This window comes from Luteimonas suaedae, from assembly GCF_008312895.1.
Lineage (GTDB): Bacteria > Pseudomonadota > Gammaproteobacteria > Xanthomonadales > Xanthomonadaceae > Luteimonas > Luteimonas suaedae.
This window is the reverse complement of the sequence record NZ_VSSP01000002.1, coordinates 209809-228072: the sequence shown is the minus strand read 5'-3', so window position 1 is coordinate 228072 and position 18264 is coordinate 209809. Positions and strand designations below refer to the sequence as shown.

Annotated in this window: 21 protein-coding genes; 13 read left to right on the top strand and 8 right to left on the bottom strand. The window is 68.4% G+C overall.

Annotated features, from left to right (window positions below; all coding sequences use genetic code 11):
• The first annotated feature begins 100 nt into the window (after positions 1-100).
• Genes surE through FXO19_RS05190 form a run of 4 tightly spaced genes read left to right on the top strand, consistent with a single transcriptional unit; the run spans position 101 to position 2896 of the window.
• Positions 101-883: a 5'/3'-nucleotidase SurE gene (gene surE / locus FXO19_RS05205; RefSeq protein ID WP_149194017.1), complete on the top strand. Its 783-nt coding sequence runs from the start codon at positions 101-103 to the stop codon at positions 881-883.
• The gene (locus FXO19_RS05200; RefSeq protein WP_149194016.1) at positions 880-1572 is read left to right on the top strand and encodes a protein-L-isoaspartate(D-aspartate) O-methyltransferase; all 693 of its coding nucleotides are present in this window, start codon (positions 880-882) and stop codon (positions 1570-1572) included. The genes surE and FXO19_RS05200 overlap by 4 nt, the downstream gene beginning before the upstream one ends.
• Positions 1572-2156: a YqaA family protein gene (locus tag FXO19_RS05195; RefSeq protein ID WP_149194015.1), complete on the top strand. Its 585-nt coding sequence runs from the start codon at positions 1572-1574 to the stop codon at positions 2154-2156. The genes FXO19_RS05200 and FXO19_RS05195 overlap by 1 nt, the downstream gene beginning before the upstream one ends.
• Positions 2099-2896, top strand: a complete 798-nt coding sequence (locus FXO19_RS05190; protein ID WP_425481445.1) for a peptidoglycan DD-metalloendopeptidase family protein — start codon at positions 2099-2101, stop codon at positions 2894-2896. The genes FXO19_RS05195 and FXO19_RS05190 overlap by 58 nt, the downstream gene beginning before the upstream one ends.
• Positions 2897-3121: 225 nt before the next feature.
• Here FXO19_RS05190 and FXO19_RS05185 read toward each other — a convergent pair whose 3' ends face one another.
• Positions 3122-3526 (bottom strand): Mth938-like domain-containing protein, encoded by a 405-nt coding sequence (locus FXO19_RS05185; RefSeq protein ID WP_149194013.1) that lies wholly within the window; start codon positions 3524-3526, stop codon positions 3122-3124.
• Positions 3527-3727: 201 nt separating this feature from the next.
• Positions 3728-4033, bottom strand: a complete 306-nt coding sequence (gene yhbY, locus FXO19_RS05180) for a ribosome assembly RNA-binding protein YhbY (RefSeq protein ID WP_149194012.1) — start codon at positions 4031-4033, stop codon at positions 3728-3730.
• Between the two features lie 79 nt (positions 4034-4112).
• Here yhbY and rlmE point away from each other — a divergent pair, with 79 nt between their 5' ends.
• From rlmE to putP, 5 genes are all read left to right on the top strand, one after another.
• A complete protein-coding gene (gene rlmE / locus FXO19_RS05175; protein WP_149194202.1) occupies positions 4113-4739 on the top strand; it encodes a 23S rRNA (uridine(2552)-2'-O)-methyltransferase RlmE in 627 nt (208 codons plus the stop codon).
• 173 nt (positions 4740-4912) lie between these two features.
• On the top strand, positions 4913-6841 hold the full coding sequence (gene ftsH / locus FXO19_RS05170; protein WP_149194011.1) for an ATP-dependent zinc metalloprotease FtsH: 1929 nt from the start codon (positions 4913-4915) through the stop codon (positions 6839-6841).
• Positions 6842-6915: 74 nt separating this feature from the next.
• Positions 6916-7071, top strand: a complete 156-nt coding sequence (locus FXO19_RS19150; RefSeq protein WP_187775635.1) for a hypothetical protein — start codon at positions 6916-6918, stop codon at positions 7069-7071.
• Positions 7071-7970 carry a dihydropteroate synthase gene (folP, locus tag FXO19_RS05165; protein WP_149194010.1) on the top strand — a complete coding sequence of 300 codons (900 nt, stop codon included), beginning with the start codon at positions 7071-7073 and terminating at the stop codon, positions 7968-7970. Before FXO19_RS19150 ends, folP begins: the two co-directional genes overlap by 1 nt.
• Positions 7971-8766: 796 nt before the next feature.
• Positions 8767-10275: a sodium/proline symporter PutP gene (gene putP, locus FXO19_RS05160; protein WP_255516301.1), complete on the top strand. Its 1509-nt coding sequence runs from the start codon at positions 8767-8769 to the stop codon at positions 10273-10275.
• Between the two features lie 125 nt (positions 10276-10400).
• Here the strand turns inward: putP and FXO19_RS05155 are convergent, their stop codons facing one another.
• Both FXO19_RS05155 and FXO19_RS05150 read right to left on the bottom strand, forming a co-directional pair.
• On the bottom strand, positions 10401-11555 hold the full coding sequence (locus FXO19_RS05155; RefSeq protein ID WP_149194009.1) for a phospholipase A: 1155 nt from the start codon (positions 11553-11555) through the stop codon (positions 10401-10403).
• Between the two features lie 10 nt (positions 11556-11565).
• On the bottom strand, positions 11566-12060 hold the full coding sequence (locus FXO19_RS05150; protein ID WP_149194008.1) for a DUF456 domain-containing protein: 495 nt from the start codon (positions 12058-12060) through the stop codon (positions 11566-11568).
• A 263-nt stretch (positions 12061-12323) separates the two neighbouring features.
• Between FXO19_RS05150 and FXO19_RS05145 the strand changes: the two genes are divergently transcribed.
• Complete coding sequence (locus tag FXO19_RS05145; RefSeq protein ID WP_149194007.1) at positions 12324-12533, top strand: cold-shock protein; 210 nt, start codon at positions 12324-12326, stop codon at positions 12531-12533.
• Positions 12534-12604: 71 nt separating this feature from the next.
• Here the strand turns inward: FXO19_RS05145 and FXO19_RS05140 are convergent, their stop codons facing one another.
• The gene (locus FXO19_RS05140) at positions 12605-13081 is read right to left on the bottom strand and encodes a glycine zipper 2TM domain-containing protein (protein ID WP_149194006.1); all 477 of its coding nucleotides are present in this window, start codon (positions 13079-13081) and stop codon (positions 12605-12607) included.
• Positions 13082-13282: 201 nt separating this feature from the next.
• Complete coding sequence (locus tag FXO19_RS05135; RefSeq protein ID WP_149194005.1) at positions 13283-13735, bottom strand: cytochrome c; 453 nt, start codon at positions 13733-13735, stop codon at positions 13283-13285.
• 174 nt (positions 13736-13909) lie between these two features.
• On the opposite strand from FXO19_RS05135, the gene FXO19_RS05130 reads away from it, so the two are divergent.
• Positions 13910-14725, top strand: coding sequence for a tRNA threonylcarbamoyladenosine dehydratase (locus tag FXO19_RS05130; RefSeq protein ID WP_149194004.1), 816 nt, complete (start codon positions 13910-13912; stop codon positions 14723-14725).
• A 55-nt stretch (positions 14726-14780) separates the two neighbouring features.
• Here the strand turns inward: FXO19_RS05130 and FXO19_RS05125 are convergent, their stop codons facing one another.
• Positions 14781-15569, bottom strand: a complete 789-nt coding sequence (locus FXO19_RS05125) for a TatD family hydrolase (protein WP_149194003.1) — start codon at positions 15567-15569, stop codon at positions 14781-14783.
• 18 nt (positions 15570-15587) lie between these two features.
• A complete protein-coding gene (locus FXO19_RS05120) occupies positions 15588-15824 on the bottom strand; it encodes a DUF6116 family protein (protein ID WP_149194002.1) in 237 nt (78 codons plus the stop codon).
• A 166-nt stretch (positions 15825-15990) separates the two neighbouring features.
• Between FXO19_RS05120 and FXO19_RS05115 the strand changes: the two genes are divergently transcribed.
• Positions 15991-16779: a glycine zipper 2TM domain-containing protein gene (locus FXO19_RS05115; RefSeq protein WP_149194001.1), complete on the top strand. Its 789-nt coding sequence runs from the start codon at positions 15991-15993 to the stop codon at positions 16777-16779.
• 297 nt (positions 16780-17076) lie between these two features.
• Complete coding sequence (locus tag FXO19_RS05110) at positions 17077-18240, top strand: acyl-CoA dehydrogenase family protein (RefSeq protein ID WP_149194000.1); 1164 nt, start codon at positions 17077-17079, stop codon at positions 18238-18240.
• Positions 18241-18264 lie beyond the last annotated feature (24 nt).

Sequence of the window (18264 nt, the reverse complement as noted above, 5' to 3'; positions counted from 1 at the left end):
GTTGCGATGAGCATCGGGATTCTATGCCTTGTCGCCGCCCCGCGCAGGCGGAAGGCTTGGCGCTTCGGCTATGATGGTCGCATTTCGCGACCCATCTTCCATGCGCATACTGGTGAGCAACGACGACGGCGTGGATGCACCCGGCATCCGGATTCTCGCCGAAGGCCTGCGTGAGGCCGGCCACGAGGTGTTGATCGTCGCTCCCGACCGCGACCGCTCCGGCGCCAGCAACTCGCTCACCCTGGACATGCCGCTGCGCGTCGTGCAGGTCGACGACAGCACCTGGCGCGTGCACGGCACGCCGACCGACTGCGTGCATGTCGCGATCACCGGCATGCTGGAACGCGAACCGGACCTCGTCGTCTCCGGCATCAACAACACCGCCAACCTGGGCGACGACGTGATCTATTCGGGCACCGTCGCCGCCGCCATGGAGGGCCGCTTCCTCGGGCTGCCGGCGGTGGCGATGTCGCTGGTCACCGCCGCACACGTGGGCCGCCATTACGAGACCGCGGCGCGCGCCGCGGTCGAGATCGTCGAGCGGCTCGGCGCCGATCCGCTGCCCGCCGACACCATCCTCAACGTCAACGTCCCGGACCGGCCGTGGAGCGAGATTTCCGGCTTCGAGGTCACCCGGCTGGGCAACCGCCACCGCGCCGAGCCGTGCGTGCCGCTGGAGGACCCGCGCGGCAGGACCTGGTGGTGGATCGGCCCGGCCGGTCCCGAGCTCGACGCCGGGCCCGGCACCGACTTCCACGCCGTCCGCAACGGCGCCATCGCGATCACCCCGATCCACGTCGACCTGACCCGCTACCAGGCGCTCGAACAGGTCGCCAGCTGGGTCGATGGCCTGGCGGGCGAGCTGCGGGAGGCGCGCGCATGACGCCGCGCCTGCGGCTGCAGCCCGAGGCGATCGGCGTCGGCATGACCTCGCAGCGGGTGCGCGACCGCCTGATCGAGCGCCTGCGCGGCAATGGCATCGCCGACGAGCGCGTGCTCAACGCCATCCGCACCGTGCCGCGGCACCTGTTCGTCGACGAGGCGCTGGCCACCCGCGCCTACGAGGACACCGCGCTGCCGATCGGCCACGGCCAGACCATCTCGCAGCCGTGGGTGGTGGCGAAGATGACCGAAACGCTGCTGGCGGGGCTGCCGTCCGCCGCCGCGCCGGTGCGGGTGCTCGAGATCGGCACCGGGTCCGGCTACCAGGCCGCGATCCTCGCCGCGCTGGGGCTGGAGGTGCACACCGTCGAGCGCATCGGCGAACTGCTGCGGGTGGCGCGCAAGCGGTTCCGCGCGCTGGGCCTGAACGTGCGCAGCAAGCACGACGACGGCCGCATCGGCTGGTCCGGGAACGGCCCCTTCGACGGCATCCTGGTGACCGCGGCGGCGCCCGCGCTGGTCGAGGCGTTGACCGACCAGCTTGCGCCGGGAGGCGTCCTGGTGGCGCCGGTCGGCGGCGGCGGCGGACAGGTCCTTGTCCGGCTGCGCAAGGGCGCCGACGGCGCGATCGAGCGTACCGAGCTGGCGCCGGTGGTGTTCGTGCCGCTGCTGTCGGGATTGATCGACTGATGCGCCTGTTCGGAGCGATCTACGACCGCTGCCTGGTCTGGGCGCGGCACCATCATGCGCCGCGCTATCTCGTGGCGCTGAGCGCTGCGGAGTCGGTGTTCTTTCCGGTGCCGCCGGACGTGATGCTGGCGCCGATGTCACTGGCGCAGCCGCGGGCATGGTGGCGCCTGGCGCTGATGTGCACGCTGGCCTCGGTGGTCGGCGGGCTGCTCGGCTATGCGCTGGGCCATTTCGCGCTCGAGGCGATCTGGCCGTGGATGCAGACGATGGGTTGGGACGAGCCGTTCCGCCGCGTCCAGGACATGTTCCTGCGCTACGGATTCTGGTTCGTGTTCCTTGCGGCGTTCACGCCGATTCCATACAAGGTGTTCACGATCGCATCGGGCGCCACCGGCATCGGCCTGGTCCCCTTCGTACTGGGTTCCTTCATCGGCCGTGGTGCACGCTTCTTCCTCGTTGCCGGCCTGATCGCGTGGGGCGGGGAGCGGCTGGAGCGCGTGCTGCGGCGCTACGTGGAACTGCTGGGATGGGCGGTGGCCGCGATCGTGATCGTCGGACTGGTGTGGATGGAGTTGCGCGGATGAGGATGGCAATCGTACTGGTGGCGCTCGTGCTGCTGAGTGCCTGCGGCAGCAGCCGGGTGATCCGGGAAAGCGGCACGCGCGTGCCGCAGGCGGGCGCATCGACGCCCAAGCCGGGGCAGACGGTGACCGTCAAACGCGGCGACACCCTGTACGGCCTGGCCATCGACAACGGCATCAGCCCGCTCGACCTGGCGACATGGAACAGCATCTCGCCGCCGTACACGATCTATCCGGGCCAGCGGCTGCGCCTCTATCCGAGTGGCTCCGGCGCCCGCACCGCCACCACCACGCCCACGCGCCCGCCGGCCACTGGCTCGACGCCGCCTCCGGCGCAGCCGACATCGCCTACGACCGCCCCGGCACGCAGTTCCGTGGCCTGGCGCTGGCCCGCGGACGGCCAGATCATCACCCGTTTCGCCAACGGCGACCCGACCAAGCAGGGCATCGGCATTGCCGGCAACGGCGGCCAGCCGGTCCGGGCCGCGGGCGACGGCGTGGTCGTGTACTCCGGCTCCGGCCTGGTCGGCTACGGCGAGCTGATCATCGTCAAGCACGACGACCAGTGGCTGTCCGCCTACGGCCACAACCGCGCACGGCTGGTCAACGAGGGCGAGCGCGTGCGCAGCGGCCAGCAGATCGCCGAGATGGGCCGCAGCGGCACCGCCCGCGACATGCTGCACTTCGAGATCCGCCACAACGGCAAGCCCGTCGATCCGCTCGCCTATCTGCCGCGCCGATAGTCTGCTGGCTATTGGCTGCCGGAGCGGGATTCCAGCGCAGCGCGCGCCGGGCTCACAGGAGCGCCGTTCTGTGGGCTGCAAGCCGCCCCCGGTTCGGCGGTCATAGCAAAGCCCATCGATCCGCTGCCGAATCTCCTCGATCGCTGAGACGGCCTCGGGGCAAGGCAGGCGTCGAAAGCGAGATAGTAGGAGTGCGTGGTACCCGATCGGAAGCGGGCCTCGCGCTTACGGATTCCTGGTGCCGGCTCCAGAATCCCGGCCTTCGAGCACGAACCCGGCCACCACCCGTCGTCCCTCGCCGGCGAGCACCTGATAGGTCCGCGCGGCGGCGGCATTGGTCATGCTTTCCAGCCCGATGCCCCGCGACAGGCACGCGGCCATCACCTCTGCCGGCGGAAAGGCCTGCCTGTCGCCGGTGCCGAGCACCACGACCTCGGGCGACAGTGCCAGCAGCGGGTCCAGGTCGGCCGGTGCCATCGCGGTCACGTCCTGCACCGGCCAATCCTCGACCAGTGCATCGGGGGCGATGACGAAGCTCGCGCGCAGTTGCCGTTCGTTCACCAGCGCCGAGGCCGCATCGGCGCCACGGAGAAAGTAATCGAAGTCGAGTTTTTCAAGGTTGAACTGCATGAGCCGGGAATCGGGAAGAGATTGAAGCGTCGTGCCAGAGCGCAAGTGTCCGGATCCATTTCGATCTTGCCGCCGGTCTCGGATGCTGCAGGGAAGCGCGATCCCGGCTTGACCAGCCGTTCGGCTGAAGGCCGGCGGGATGACGAGCACCGGGCTTCCGCTTTGCCGATTCCCGATTCTCGAATCCCGATTCCCGGCTCTTCAAGCCCTCGGCAGCACGATCTGGCGCTTGTCCTTCGACGCCCGGTAGAGCACCGCGACATTGCCGATCCGCTGCACCAGCGCGGCGCCGCTGCGCCCGGCGAGATCGTCCACCAGTGCATCGCGCTCGCCGCGGTCGCCGGCGGCCACCCGGACCTTGATCAGTTCATGGTGCTCGAGGGCATTATCGACCTCGGCGACCACCGCGTCGGTGAGTCCCTTGCCGCCGATCTGCAGGATCGCCTTGAGCCCATGGGCCTGACCGCGAAGGAAACGGGACTGGGAGGCGGTCAGGCGGGTACTCATGCGGCGCGAAGGATCGAATGGATGTTGCAGAGTATCATGACCCCCGGAAATTCCTGATTTGCCGGCACTTCCCGAACCCATGGCCTCGCGCAGCAAGAGCAGCCAACGCTGGCTGAAGGAACACTTCTCCGATCCCTTCGTCAAGCGGGCGCAGGCAGAGGGGATGCGCTCGCGTGCCGCCTACAAGCTGGAGGAGCTGCTTGCCCGCGACCGCCTGCTGAAACCCGGCATGACCGTGGTCGATCTCGGCGCGGCGCCCGGCGGCTGGTCGCAGTGGGTGCGGCAGGCGCTCGGCGAGCGCGGGCGGGTGGTGGCGCTGGACATCCTGGAGATGCCGCCCCTGGCCGGGGTGGAGTTTCTTCATGGCGACTTCAGGGAGGATGCGGTCTTATCGCAGCTTGAGACGCTGCTGGGCGACACGCCCGTCGACCTTGTGTTGTCGGACATGGCCCCCAACAAGAGTGGCATGGACGCGGTGGATCAGCCGCGGGTGATGCATCTGGCCGAACTGGCGATGGATTTCGCCGATCACCACCTGCGGCCGGGCGGCGCCTTCCTGATCAAGCTGTTCCAGGGCGTCGGGTTCGACGACTACGTCCGGGAGCTGCGCCGCCGCTACGACAAGGTGTCGATCCGCAAGCCGTCGGCGTCGCGCCAGCGTTCGCCGGAAGTCTATGCCCTGGCGCAGGGCAAGCGACCGCGCTGAGCAGATGCCTTGCCGGCATCCGTTGCAGTCGCGATCGCCTCGCCATGGATGGCGCGGCCGGACCCTCCGGGACCGGCTTGGTTTCGCTGCGGATGGCAGCCACAATGTGGGTTCAAAGTACTATCGCGGTGCCGGTTGCGTGACCATTTACAAACTCCAGAGCTGACAAGTCCATGAACGATCTAGTGAAAAATCTGATGCTCTGGGTGATCGTCGCCGTCGTGCTGATGGTGGTGTTCCAGAGCTTCAGTCCGCGCACCGCCGGCACCCAGGAGGTGGTGTATTCGCAGTTCATGGAGGAAGTGCGCAACGACCAGATCAAGAAGGTCGACATCGCCGAGGACGAGAAGACCCTCACCTTCGAGCGCAAGGACGGGGCCAAGGGCACCGTGATCGCGCCGCGCCGCGACGAGCGCATGGTCGACGACCTGATCAACCACAATGTCGAGATCAAGCAGGCGCCGCCGGCCAGCGGGCCGTCGTTCGTCTACATCCTGATCAACTTCCTGCCGGTCCTGCTGATCATCGGCTTCTTCTTCTTCATGATGCGGCAGATGCAGCAGGGCGGCGGCAAGGGCGCGATGTCGTTCGGCCGCTCGCGCGCCAAGCTGCTCAACGAGGACCAGACCAAGGTCACCTTCGCCGACGTCGCCGGTTGCGACGAGGCCAAGGAGGAGGTCGAGGAGCTGGTCGAATTCCTGCGCGATCCGACCAAGTTCCAGAAGCTCGGCGGCAAGATCCCGCGCGGCATCCTGATGGTCGGCCAGCCGGGCACCGGCAAGACGCTGCTGGCCAAGGCGATCGCCGGCGAGGCCAAGGTGCCGTTCTTCTCGATCTCCGGTTCCGACTTCGTCGAGATGTTCGTCGGCGTCGGCGCCAGCCGCGTGCGCGACATGTTCGAGCAGGCCAAGAAGCACGCGCCGTGCATCATCTTCATCGACGAGATCGACGCCGTCGGCCGCCACCGCGGCGCCGGGCTGGGCGGCGGCCACGACGAGCGCGAGCAGACCCTCAACCAGCTGCTGGTCGAGATGGACGGTTTCGAGGGCGGCGAGGGCGTGATCGTGGTCGCGGCGACCAACCGTCCCGACGTCCTCGATCCGGCGCTGCTGCGCCCGGGACGTTTCGACCGCCAGGTCGTGGTCGGCCTGCCCGACGTCAAGGGTCGTGAGCAGATCCTCAAGGTGCATATGCGCAAGGTGCCGCTGGACGACGACGTGAAGCCGATGGTCGTCGCGCGCGGCACGCCGGGCTTCTCCGGCGCCGACCTGGCCAACCTGGTCAACGAGGCGGCCTTGTTCGCGGCGCGCGAGAATGCCAAGGGCGTGCGCATGGAGCACTTCGACAAGGCGCGCGACAAGATCATGATGGGCGCCGAGCGCCGCTCGATGGCGATGAGCGAGCAGGAGAAGACGCTCACCGCCTACCACGAGGCCGGCCATGCCATCGTCGGCCGCCTGGTGCCCGAGCACGACCCGGTCTACAAGGTCACGATCATTCCGCGCGGCCGCGCGCTGGGCGTGACCATGTACCTGCCCGAGGGCGACAAGTACAGCTACAACCGCACCGCAATCGAGTCGCAGCTGTGCTCGCTGTACGGCGGCCGCGTCGCCGAGGAGCTGATCTTCGGCGAGGACAAGGTCACCACCGGCGCTTCCAACGACATCGAGCGCGCCACCAAGATGGCGCGCAACATGGTCACCAAGTGGGGCCTGTCCGGCGAGATGGGGCCGATCGCCTACAGCGAGGACGAGGACGAGGTATTCCTCGGCCGATCGGTCACCCAGCACAAGTCGGTCTCCGACGATACCGCGCGCAAGATCGACGAGGTGGTGCGCAGCATCCTCGACAAGGCCTATGGGCGCACCACCAAGATCCTGACCGACAACCTCGACAAGCTGCACACCATGGCCAAGCTCCTGCTCGAGTACGAGACCATCGACGTGCCGCAGATCGATGCCGTCATGGAAGGCCGCGAGCCGCCGCCGCCGATCGGCTGGAACAGGCCCGGCAATGGCGGGCCCGGCGATGGCAAGGACGGCGGCGACAAGGGCGACAGCCGGCCGCTACCGCCGATCGGCGACCCGGCGGAGCAGACCTAGTCGCGGCATCCGGTTGCGGCGCAATCGCGAAAAGGCCAGAGTCCGCTCTGGCCTTTTTTGCTTTCGGAAGAACGATGGCCGCGGCCCGGAACCCGAAGGACGATCCGACGTGGATGCCGCTCGGGCTCGCGGCCGGGATCGGCGCGGGTGCCGTGGTCGGCGCCGCGATCGACGATACCGCCGTCGGCATCGCCATCCGGATCTACCGCAACGACAGGAACAAGGACTGATGTTCGATACCGTTCCGCAACTCGACTGTGCCGGCCGCACCCTCCGGCTCGACCGCCCGCGGGTGATGGGCATCGTCAACGTGACGCCGGATTCGTTCTCGGACGGCGGTGCGCACTTCGACCTGCCGGCCGCGATCGCGCAGGGCCTCTCACTCGCGGAACAGGGCGCGGACATCCTCGACGTCGGCGGCGAGTCCACCCGACCCGGCGCCGAGGCGGTGCCGCTGGAGGAGGAGTTGCGACGCACGATCCCGTTGATCGAACGATTGGCGAAGGAGGTGTCGCTGCCGATCAGCATCGATACCTCCAAGCCGGAGGTGATGCGCGCTGCGGTCGATGCCGGCGCCGGCATGATCAACGACGTCTATGCACTGCGCCGCGAGGGCGCACTCGATGCTGCTGCCGCGCTCGGCGTGCCGGTGGTGCTGATGCACATGCTCGGCGAGCCGCGCTCGATGCAGGAGGCGCCGCAGTACGACGACGTCGTCGGCGAGGTGCACCGCTTCCTCGCCGAGCGCATCTTCGCCGCCGAGATGGCAGGGGTGGAGAAGCGGCGCCTCGTCGTCGATCCCGGGTTCGGATTCGGCAAGACGCGCGAGCACAACCTCATGCTGCTCGCGCAGCTGCGGCGTTTCACAGAGCTCGGCGTGCCGGTCATGGCCGGGTTGTCGCGCAAGCGCACCATCGGCCAGCTCGTCGGGCGCGAGATCGCGGCCGAGCGCGTCCACGGTTCGGTCGCCGCGCACCTGATCGCCGCGCAGCATGGTGCCGGCATCGTGCGCGTGCACGACGTGGCGGCCACGGTCGATGCGCTCAAGGTCTGGGCCGCGGTCGCCGCCGTGCCGCTGCCGCGTGCCGCCCCCGCCGCGCCCGCGGTCCGCTGGCCCGACGACGCCTGAGCCGAATCGTCGGGCCGTCACCGCGCTCGATGGTCCACCGCCGGCTGGATTCAGCCTTCGTGCCGTGCCGAAAGCGAAGACTCCGGTTACGGGGGCGGGCCGCGGGATCCGCGCCAAGTCGCTCCCCGATACTCGCTTGGTTGGCACGAATCCCGCGGCCCGCTCCCCACCTCGCCGCGAACTGGTGGAAAAGCAGGGCGCGGTGGTCCGCCAATGCTGTTGCTGTTGCCGTTGCGACCGGTAGCGGTGAACTTCGACCATCGGGCGGGGTGGCGCCGCAACCAAGCGAGTATCGGGGAGCGACTTGCGGGGCCACCCCGCCCGATGGCCCGCCAGCTGGCTGGACTTCAGCCTTCGTGCGCGCGTCGCAAAGCGAAAAGCCAGTCATGGAGGTGGGCCGCGGGATCCACGCCAAGTCGCTCCCCGATACTCGCTTGGTTGGCGCGAATCCCGCGGCCCGCTCCGAACGGTGTTGCGGTTTGACAGGAAAGCAGGGCCAGGCGCGGCTGTTGCCGTCGGCCATTGCGAACTTCGACCATCGGGCGGGGCCACCTCACCCGATGGCCCGGGCGGCCGCCGGCAGGACAGCCGTTGGGCACGTGGTCATGACTTCGCCATGACAGGCGCAACCCGCGCCGCGCCGGCCTCGTCGGCACTTGTCCACAGCTTGGCCCGTGGGCTTGTCCACAGCCGCTGTGGGTAACCGGGGCTGAAGTGCGGCGGCAGGTGCGTTAGGCTGGACGTTTGGCGCCGCCGCCCGTGGCCGCGTCTCGTCATCTTCGGGGGATGTCTGCCTATGATGGTTGCCAGCACGCCGCTCATCGTCATGTTCTCGGTCTATCTCGCCGCAATGGTGCTGATCGGCTTCGTCGCCTGGCGCTCGACCAAGAACTTCGACGACTACATTCTCGGCGGGCGTAGGCTCGGCCCCGGAGTGACCGCACTGTCCGCCGGGGCTTCCGACATGAGCGGCTGGCTGTTGATGGGCCTGCCGGGCGCGATGTACCTGGGGGGCGTGTCGGAGGCGTGGATCGCGATCGGACTGGTCGTGGGCGCCTGGTTGAACTGGAAATACGTGGCCGGCCCGCTGCGCGTCTACACCGAGCGCACCGACAACGCGCTGACCCTGCCGGACTTCTTCACCAGCCGCTTCCGCGACAACAGCCGCGTGCTGCGCGTGTTCTCGGCGCTGGTGATCCTGGTGTTCTTCGCCGTCTACTGCGCCTCCGGCGTGGTCGCCGGCGCGCGACTGTTCGAGAGCGTGTTCGCGTTGCCCTACGCGCAGGCGATCTGGTGGGGGGCCGCGGTGACGATCCTGTACACCCTGGTTGGTGGGTTCCTTGCCGTCAGCTGGACGGATACCGCACAGGGCACCCTGATGTTCTTCGCGCTGTTGCTGACGCCGGTGATCGTGCTGATGCACGTCGGCGGATTCGAGGCCAGCGTCGACGTGATCCGGGAGCTGGACCCGTCCCGCCTCGACTGGTTCCGCGGCGACCTCGGGTGGATCGGCATCATCTCGCTGATCGCCTGGGGGCTGGGCTATTTCGGGCAGCCGCACATCCTGGCGCGCTTCATGGCCGCCCATAGCGTGGCCACGATCCCGGTGGCACGCCGCATCGGCATGGGCTGGATGACCTTGTCGCTGGCCGGCTCGCTCACCGTGGGTTTCCTGGGCATTGCCTACTACGCCACCAACCCGGACGTCGCCGGCCCGGTACAGGCCAACGCCGAGCGCGTGTTCATCAGCCTGGTGGAGCAGCTGTTCAACCCGTGGGTCGCGGGCATTATCCTGTCGGCGATCCTGGCGGCGGTGATGAGCACGCTGTCGAGCCAGCTGCTGGTGTGCTCGAGCGTGCTTTCGGAGGACTTCTACCGTGGTTTCCTGCGCAAGCAGGCCAGCCAGCGCGAACTGGTCTGGGCCGGTCGCGCCGGCGTGCTGCTGACCGCGCTGGTGGCGCTGTGGCTGGCGCGCGATCCGGACAGCCGCGTGCTCGGGCTGGTCTCGTACGCCTGGGCCGGTTTCGGCGCCGCCTTCGGCCCGGTCGTGCTGCTGGCGCTGTTCTGGCAGCGGATGACCCGCAACGGCGCGCTGGCGGGCATGGTTGTCGGCGCCGTGACGGTGATCGCGTGGAAGCAGATCGCGATCGGCCGTTTCGACATGGAGCTGTACGAGATGGTGCCGGGCTTCATCGCCGCCACGGTCGCGATCATCGTGGTCAGCCTGCTCGATCGCGAGCCGCCGCAGGAGATCCAGGCCACGCACGAGCAGGTGCGCCTCTCGCTGCGCGAAACCGGGTATTGATTTCCCGGAAGCCCCCGGCTCTGCGGGAGGCTGTCAAAGGAAAAGTGCGTCTGCCGCCTTCAGGCGGTGATTGGCCGCTTTGAGGGGTTCACCTCTACAGCCCCGTCTTGGTCCGGGGACACCTGCTAGAACCACTCCTGCAGCGAGATGCCCAGGCCGATGTAGGTCGCGCGGTGGTTGTAGTCGATCATGCTCTCGCCGTAGCCGTCGAAGACCTGCAGGTGGCCGCGGAAGGCGCGGTGGATCGGGAAGCCCCAGTCGAACTGCAACGCGCCGTGCGAGCGGTCACCGCCGCGCAGTGAATGCCGCGCCATCAGCGAGAACTGATGGCCGCCGCGCACATGCACCAGGGTCAGGTCGCCGCGGCCCATGTAGTCTTCCATGTCCGGGTTGTCATCGTCGCTGCCGTCGGAGATGCGCACCCACGGGCGCAGCATCAGCGCCCAGTTCTCGCGGTCGAGGCCGACGTTGAACATCACCCGGTTCCAGCTGCGCGACAGCGGATCTCCACGGCCGTTGGACTGGTGGTTGATGCCGACCGCGGCCATCCGCCCCTTCCACCCGCCGGGCAGGCTGTAGCCGTTGCGGAACACCAGCAGCACTTCGGGCTCGTAGTTGGTCTCGCGGAATGGCCGCGACTCCTCACTGTTGTAGACCTGCCAGTGCGAGGCCTGGGTGTAGCCCATCCACAGGTCGCCGTTGTCGCCGAACAGGTTCTCCAGCGCTTTGGTCTTGAAGCTGAGCTGGAACTTGGCCTCCATGCTGTCGAGCGATTCCGGTTCGGTGACGACATTGCGCGGATTGGGCGATGACGGCAGCGGATTGGTCTTGCTGGTCCAGAACGCGGGCAGTAGATAGACCGGCTTGTAGGCACGGAAGTTGAACAGCCCGAGCTTGGAATCGCGGGCCAGCTCCCAGCGGGTGTCGAGCAGTGAGCCTTTGCCGACGTTGGCGATGGCGGCCTCCAGCGGGTCGTTGGGGTCATGCACGAACATCCCGTCGATCCTGCGGCGTGCGCGTTCGCCTGCGCCCGCGCCCGCGGTGTCGGCCTCGGTTTCGGCCTCTCGCGCCAGACGAGCACTGGCCGCGGCGGCGTCGGCCTTGGCGGGACCAAGGGCGCTTCGACCCATCGCCTCGTCGTAGCAGGCGAGCCTGGTGGCATCGGTGCTGATCGCGGCACAGGCATCCAGCGCGGCCCGACGGTCCTCGGCGGCCTGTGCGCAAGGTGCGAGCAGGGCGAACGCGATCGCTGTGGCCAGGCGGTTGACGTTGCGGGTCATGGTGGATTCCTCAGTTGAGCCAGGCCAGCGCGAAGATACCGATCATCGCAAAGGCCAGCATCAGTTTCAGTGCCACGGCCGCCACGATACCGATCCAGGTGCCAACGCCGACCCGTGCGGCGTGGCCGACGCCACCGAGCCGGCGTCCGTGCAGCAGTTCGCCGGCCACCGCGCCCACGAACGGTCCGACGAACACGCCGACGATGCCGAAGAACAATCCGGCGAAGGTGCCGATCACCGCGCCGATCAGCGCCTTGCGGCTGGCACCCACGCGCTTGGCGCCCATCGCCGCGGCCCAGAAGTCCACCAGCAGCGACAGCACGGTCAGGACGCCGAGCATCACCAGCGTCATCACGCCGATCTGCTCAAAGCCGCCGGCCCATGCCGCCACCAGCATGCCGACGAACACCAGCGGCAGGCCGGGCAGCGCCGGCAGCACCGTGCCTAGAATGCCGACCAACACCAGGATCAGGGCGATCGCGTACCAGATCGACTGCGTTTCCATGGGCTCTCCATGCGTCTGCGGGTGGCCGCGAATGCGTCCGACAGGGCCCCGGGGCACGCGATTGCATTTTGGCAAATGCCGGGGTAATTTGCTCGCGCTGTGTTTGTCAAGGTCACCTGAAACGTGGCCTGGTGCAGTCGATCCGCGCTTTGCAGCTTACCGATCCGCTACACGAAGTTCCCGCTTCCTCCTTGCAACCAGCCGCCGGAAACGGTGTCAGTCGATCCAAACAGACCAGTCAGCAGTTCCAGGGAGTGATGCACATGGCAACACGCGAGATCGGTACCGTGAAGTGGTTCAACGACGCCAAGGGATTCGGCTTCATCAGCCGCGAAAGCGGCGAGGATGTCTTCGTGCATTTCCGCGCGATCCAGATGCAGGGCTTCAAGAGCCTGAAGGAAGGCCAGAAGGTCAGCTTCGTGGTCGTGCAGGGGCAGAAGGGCCTGCAGGCCGACGAGGTGGAAGCCGCCTGAGCGGTTCCGGCGGCATCAGCGAGGCATGAAAAAACCCGGCCGCGAGGCCGGGTTTTTTCGTGTGGCCCGGTTCAGCGGGCCCAGGCGCGACCGTCCTGCACCCGGACGTAGGAGCCTTCGCGGATACCGCCCAGGTCCGCCTGGGACAGCACCACGGTGCGGCCATCTTCCATGCGCACGTGCACGTTGTAGACGCCGCTGCCCTCGGCGCGGTTCTGGATCGCGTTGCCGGCCACGGCGCCGGCCACGGCGCCGCCGGCGGTGGCGACGTTGCGGCGGCCTTCGCTGTCGGTGTTGCGGCGTGCGAGTTCCTTGCCGGCCACCGCGCCGACGATGCCACCCAGGAGCGGGCCGGCGACATTGGGCTTGCCGTCCGAGGTACGCTCGATGCGGGTCACGGTGCCACAGTCGTAGCACGACGATGGCGTGCCGTAGCCCGGCGAGGACGTGCTGCCGTAACCCGGGCCGTAACCGGGGGAGGAGGCGCAACCGGCAAGGGCCAACGCGGCTGCTGCGAGCATGGTTGTGCCGATCAGACGGGTCTTCATCGCATCTCTCCGGAATGGGAATGTCGGGACAGGGAGCCGGGTGCCATCCGGCACCGTGAACTCCACGTCGTCGAGCGTAGGAGCGCGATCGTGAACGCGCCGAGAATTGCCGCGCAGCGATGCCGGTGGCGGCCCGTGCGTGCAGCCATCGTTCATCGGCTGGCGCATGTCCGCGACCCCGCCGCGGGCAAGCCATTCAACTCAACCGCGGAAATCGCGATGGCAGCCGCTGCAGGCCTCGCCGATCTCCTTGGCCGTGGCGCCGAGGCCTGCGCAGTGCAGCGGCGGCGATGCCAGCGCGGCATCGAGCGTCGCGCGCAGATGGCTGGCGTGCTGGGCGAAGCGCTTGTCGTCCCGCAGCTTCGGGAATGCGGGCTCGAGGTCGTCGCTCATCGTGCGCAGTGCGCGCAGGTGTGGCAGCAGGTCGGTGGCGCTACAGCGGTTTTCCTCGACCCGGCTGCGCAGCTGTCCCAGATGCCATTGCTGCACCTGCATCACGCTGTCGGGAAAACGGTCGGCGCGGGCCTGGATCGCGCGTACGATCATCACCGTCGCGACCACCCCGGCCACCAGCCCCAGCAGGAACAGGAACAGGTAACGGCCGGCGGCGGATGGCTTGCGGCCGGTGTTGCCGTCATCGGGCGAAGTCGACATGGCGGGCTCCGTGCGTCTGGGTGCTGGCGTGCGGCAAAACATAGCACGCCATTGCGGGCGTGCTTCCGGGCCGACCGCATTGCGGCCGCGGAGTCGATCGGGCGGGAGACGGCAGCCCCGGTTGCAGCGTCGCATCCGGGGCCGGAACAGGGCCGGTCGACCTACACTGTGCACATGGATACGCATTGGACCGATCGGTTCTCCGGCATCGACCGGCTCTACGGCAGCGGCGCGCTGGCGCGCCTGGCGCGGGCCCGCGTCGCGGTGGTCGGGCTGGGCGGGGTCGGCTCGTGGGCGGTGGAATCGCTGGCGCGCAGCGGCGTCGGACGGCTGACGCTGATCGATGCCGACGACCTGTGCTTGTCCAACACCAACCGCCAGCTGCCGGCGCTTCAGGGACATTACGGGCGCGGCAAGGCCGAGACGATGGCCGAGCGCTGTCTGGCGATCAATCCGCACATCGCGGTCGAGCCGGTGGCGGCGTTCCTGACGCCGTCCAATCTGGATGCACTGCTCGACCGCGGCTACGACCTGGTGCTCGACGCCTGCGACAGCTTCCGCAGCAAGGTCGAAGCCATCGCCTGGTGCCGTCGTCGCAAGCAGCCGGTGATCACCGTCGGCTCGGCCGGCGGCCGGATCGACCCGACCCTGGTGCGCGTGCGCGATCTCTCGCGTACCGAGCACGACGCGATGCTGGCGCTGGTGCGCAAGAAGCTGCGCGGCGAGTTCAACTTTCCCAAGGGGCCGAAGCGCTACTTCGGCGTGCCGGCGGTGTATTCGCTGGAGAACGTGCGCTATCCGCAGGCCGACGGCAGCGTCTGCGGCCTGCGGCCGAAGCTGGGCGCCGACGCGGCGCTCAAGCTCGACTGCGGGGCAGGCCTGGGCGCCGCGACCCACGTCACCGGCGCGTTCGCCTTCGCCGCCGCGGGCAAGGCATTGGCGATGCTGCTGCGTGGAAGCGAAAAGCGAGAAACGAGTGGAGAGGAGTGAGAAACGAGAGAAGGTGGATCGCTCTCTCTCTCTCTCGTTTCTCACTCCTCTCCACTCACTCCTGCCTTTCACTCTTGCCTTCCAGCCAGAACAGCCTTTCCGCATTCGCAGTGGTCGCGGCGGCGATCGCATCCGGCGACTCGCCGCGCAGCGCCGCCACCGTATCCAGGACGTGCCGCAAACGCGCGGGCTCGTTGCGTTGGCCGCGGATCTCGGCGTCCGGCTGGTCCGGGGCGTCGGTCTCGAGCAGCAGGTGTTCGATCGGCATGGCGGCCACGATCCGGCGCAGCCGTTTCGCACGTTCGTAGGTCAGCGGGCCGCCGAGGCCGATCATGAAATCCAGCTTCCACAGTTGCCGTGCCTGCTCCTGGCTGCCGGCGAAGCTGTGCACCACGCCGCGTAACCCGCCGACGTCGCGGATCGCGGCGATCACCGCCTCCACCGCGCGTCGCGCGTGCACGATCACCGGCAGCCCGAAGTCCCGGGCCAGCCGTAACTGGCCTTCGAAGTAATCCTGCTGCGCATCGCGGTCCAGCCCGTCGACGTAGTAGTCCAGTCCGCATTCGCCGACCGCCACCGGGCGTTCGCGCTCGATCCAGTCGCGCAGTTCGCCGAGGTGGCCGGGCCGATGTCGGTCCAGGAACATCGGGTGTAGGCCATAGGCGGGATGCAGTCCGCTCGTTCCCGCGCAGATCCCGCGGAGCTTCGGCCAGCCGGCGGCGTCGATGGCCGGCACCACTTGCCGGGTGACGCCCGCCGCACGGGCGCGGTCGAGCACGGCGTCGCGATCGTGATCGAACTCGCCGGCGTCGAAATGGCAATGGCTGTCGACGAGCGTGTGCATGGCGGCCGGCGTGCGTGCTCAGCGGCGGCGGCTGGATTCGCCCTCGATCGGCTCGCGCTCGTCGCCGGCGCCCTTGCGGCGCTTCCAGTTGGCCAGCAACAGCGTGCCGAGGCCGAGCAGCAACTCGTCGACCAGGGGCACCGGATCGGGAAGCACCACGCTGATGGCGAACAGGACTGCCGTCAGCCCGAACAGGCGCGGATAGCTGAGGCGGCCGAACCAGCGCAACAGTGGAGCGAGCAGGAGGGGGCGCATGCGTGGAGTCCGCGATGGATCGATACCGGGCACGCTAGCATGGGCCCGGTACCGGCAGTGTTCATGGCGGCGTCAGGTTCGCCCGCTGTCGGCGGCCCTCTGTTCAGGGTGGGGATGTTGAAATTCCGTTGACGAAATTGGGGACTCTCCCCTGAGGAGCGCGACGATGAAGAACAACACTCTGGCAATCGCACTGGCGTCCCTGCTGGTCGGTGGCGTGGCCGTGGCCGCGTTCCAGAACAACAGCCGCGATGCCGCGCCCGAGGGCGAGGACGCGCTGACCCAGGAGCAGGTGGACGACGGTGCCATCCCGGCCGCAGGCAGCCTGGAATACGCCGACGTGCTCGAGGTCGAGCCCGTCACCGAGAAACAGGACCTGTACGCCACCGTGATCGGCAGCGAGCCGGTCAGCGAGACCACGACCAGCAGCTCGCCGCGCCAGGTGTGTGAGGACGTGGTGGTGCAGGAGCGCCTGCCCGAGCGCGACGGCAACGTCGGCGGCACCGTGGCCGGCGCCGTGATCGGCGGACTGGTCGGCAACCAGGTGGGCGGCGGCAAGGGCCGCAAGCTCGCCACGGTGGCCGGTGCGGTCGGCGGCGGATTCGCCGGCCGCGAGATCGACCGGCGCCACGTCGGCGGCCAGGTGGTTGAGCGCGTGGACCGTCAGTGCCGCACCGTGCAGGACAGCTCGCAGTCCTCGCGCGTGGTCGCCTACAACGTGACCTACCGCAACCCGGACGGCAGCACCGGTACCATGCGCACCGGCAGCAAGCCGGGCGAGCGCATCAAGCTCGGCACCGAGGACGTGCCGGTGGCCTACGACGTGACCTACCGCTACGACGGCCGCGAGCGCACCGTGCGCATGGAGCAGAAGCCGGGTGAGCGCCTGCCGGTGCTCGACGGCCAGGTGGTGACCCAGACCGCCGCGCTGGAAAGCGACACCGACCGCCAGTAAGCGGCGCGTCGCCGACGCGGTCCATGGCGACAAGGCGTGACCCAAAGGGGCCGGAGCGATCCGGCCCCTTCTCGTTGCACGGTGGATCGCGGCGCTCTGCCTGCAGGGGGCGGCGGCGACGAGCCGCCATCACTCCCACAAGGCATGGCTCACCGCAGCTTTCGCTCTTGTGGGAGCGGCGGGAGTCACCTGGCGAGCCGCGACAGGCATGACGCAAGGGAGCACCGAGGCGCGTCGCGCTCGTTCGGCGCCGCCTGGCTGGCTACAATGCCGGTTTCCCGACGACATCCGCCCGCCATGGCCCTGCATCCCTACGATCTCTACGACGTCCGTTCCCTGCTCAGCGAGGAGGAGCGCGCGGTGCAGGACAGCGTGGCGCGCCTGGTCGACGAACGCGTGCTGCCGATCATCGGCGACTGCTTCGACCAGGGGCGGTTCCCGGCGGAACTGATCCCGGAGCTCGCCGGGCTGGGCCTGCTCGGCGCGACGCTGCCGGAAGAGTACGGCTGCGCCGGCCTCAACTCGGTCAGCTACGGCCTGATCTGCCAGGAGCTGGAGCGCGGCGATTCCGGCATCCGCAGCTTCGCCAGCGTGCAGTCATCGCTGTGCATGTACCCGATCTTCGCCTACGGCAGCGAGGAGCAACGCAAGCGCTGGCTGCCGGACATGGCGGCCGGCAAGGTGATCGGCTGCTTCGGCCTGACCGAGCCGCACGGCGGCTCCGACCCGGCCAACATGAAGAGCCACGCCAAGCGCGACGGCGACGACTGGATCCTCAACGGCTCCAAGATGTGGATCACCAACGGCAACCTGGCCGACATCGCCATCGTCTGGGCACGGACGGAGGACGGGATCCAGGGTTTCGTGGTGGAGAAGGATTTCGCCGGCTACAGTGCGCAGGAGATCAAGCACAAGATGAGCCTGCGCGCCTCGGTGACCAGTGCGCTGTACTTCGACAACGTGCGCGTACCGGAGGAAAACCGGCTGCCGAACGTGAAGGGCCTGAAGGGCCCGCTCGGCTGCCTGACGCAGGCGCGCTACGGCATCACCTGGGGGCCGATCGGCGCCGCCATCGCCTGCCTCGACGAAGCGTTGAACTATTCGAAGGAGCGCATCCTGTTCGAGCGTCCGGTTGCCGCGACGCAGAGCGCGCAACTGAAACTGGCCGATTGGGCGCGTCGCATCACCTCGGCGCAGCTGCTGTCGCTGCAGCTCGGCCGACTGAAGGATGCCGGTAACATGCAGCCGACCCAGGTCTCGCTGGCCAAGTGGAACAACTGCCGCATGGCGATCGACATCGCCCGCGAGGCGCGCGACCTGCTCGGCGGCGCCGGCATCACCACCGAGCATTGCCCGATCCGGCACGCGCTCAACATGGAGTCGGTGATCACCTACGAGGGCACCGAGACCGTGCACCAGCTGGTGGTCGGCCGCGAGCTGACCGGCATCAGTGCCTTCTGAAGCCGAATCCGTAGGAGCGCGCCA

Coding starts and splice junctions, on each gene's coding strand:
- FXO19_RS05150 (WP_149194008.1), bottom strand. CDS start 12,060: ATGGAAACGCAGTCGATCTGGTACGCGATCGCCCTGATCCTGGTGTTG.
- FXO19_RS19150 (WP_187775635.1), top strand. CDS start 6,916: ATGGCCGCGGCCCGGAACCCGAAGGACGATCCGACGTGGATGCCGCTC.
- FXO19_RS05195 (WP_149194015.1), top strand. CDS start 1,572: ATGCGCCTGTTCGGAGCGATCTACGACCGCTGCCTGGTCTGGGCGCGG.
- FXO19_RS05125 (WP_149194003.1), bottom strand. CDS start 15,569: ATGCACACGCTCGTCGACAGCCATTGCCATTTCGACGCCGGCGAGTTC.
- FXO19_RS05135 (WP_149194005.1), bottom strand. CDS start 13,735: ATGTCGACTTCGCCCGATGACGGCAACACCGGCCGCAAGCCATCCGCC.
- FXO19_RS05140 (WP_149194006.1), bottom strand. CDS start 13,081: ATGAAGACCCGTCTGATCGGCACAACCATGCTCGCAGCAGCCGCGTTG.
- FXO19_RS05120 (WP_149194002.1), bottom strand. CDS start 15,824: ATGCGCCCCCTCCTGCTCGCTCCACTGTTGCGCTGGTTCGGCCGCCTC.
- FXO19_RS05155 (WP_149194009.1), bottom strand. CDS start 11,555: ATGACCCGCAACGTCAACCGCCTGGCCACAGCGATCGCGTTCGCCCTG.
- putP (WP_255516301.1), top strand. CDS start 8,767: ATGATGGTTGCCAGCACGCCGCTCATCGTCATGTTCTCGGTCTATCTC.
- FXO19_RS05115 (WP_149194001.1), top strand. CDS start 15,991: ATGAAGAACAACACTCTGGCAATCGCACTGGCGTCCCTGCTGGTCGGT.
- FXO19_RS05130 (WP_149194004.1), top strand. CDS start 13,910: ATGGATACGCATTGGACCGATCGGTTCTCCGGCATCGACCGGCTCTAC.
- rlmE (WP_149194202.1), top strand. CDS start 4,113: ATGGCCTCGCGCAGCAAGAGCAGCCAACGCTGGCTGAAGGAACACTTC.
- FXO19_RS05145 (WP_149194007.1), top strand. CDS start 12,324: ATGGCAACACGCGAGATCGGTACCGTGAAGTGGTTCAACGACGCCAAG.
- FXO19_RS05200 (WP_149194016.1), top strand. CDS start 880: ATGACGCCGCGCCTGCGGCTGCAGCCCGAGGCGATCGGCGTCGGCATG.
- FXO19_RS05110 (WP_149194000.1), top strand. CDS start 17,077: ATGGCCCTGCATCCCTACGATCTCTACGACGTCCGTTCCCTGCTCAGC.
- surE (WP_149194017.1), top strand. CDS start 101: ATGCGCATACTGGTGAGCAACGACGACGGCGTGGATGCACCCGGCATC.
- ftsH (WP_149194011.1), top strand. CDS start 4,913: ATGAACGATCTAGTGAAAAATCTGATGCTCTGGGTGATCGTCGCCGTC.
- yhbY (WP_149194012.1), bottom strand. CDS start 4,033: ATGAGTACCCGCCTGACCGCCTCCCAGTCCCGTTTCCTTCGCGGTCAG.
- FXO19_RS05190 (WP_425481445.1), top strand. CDS start 2,099: ATGGGCGGTGGCCGCGATCGTGATCGTCGGACTGGTGTGGATGGAGTT.
- FXO19_RS05185 (WP_149194013.1), bottom strand. CDS start 3,526: ATGCAGTTCAACCTTGAAAAACTCGACTTCGATTACTTTCTCCGTGGC.
- folP (WP_149194010.1), top strand. CDS start 7,071: ATGTTCGATACCGTTCCGCAACTCGACTGTGCCGGCCGCACCCTCCGG.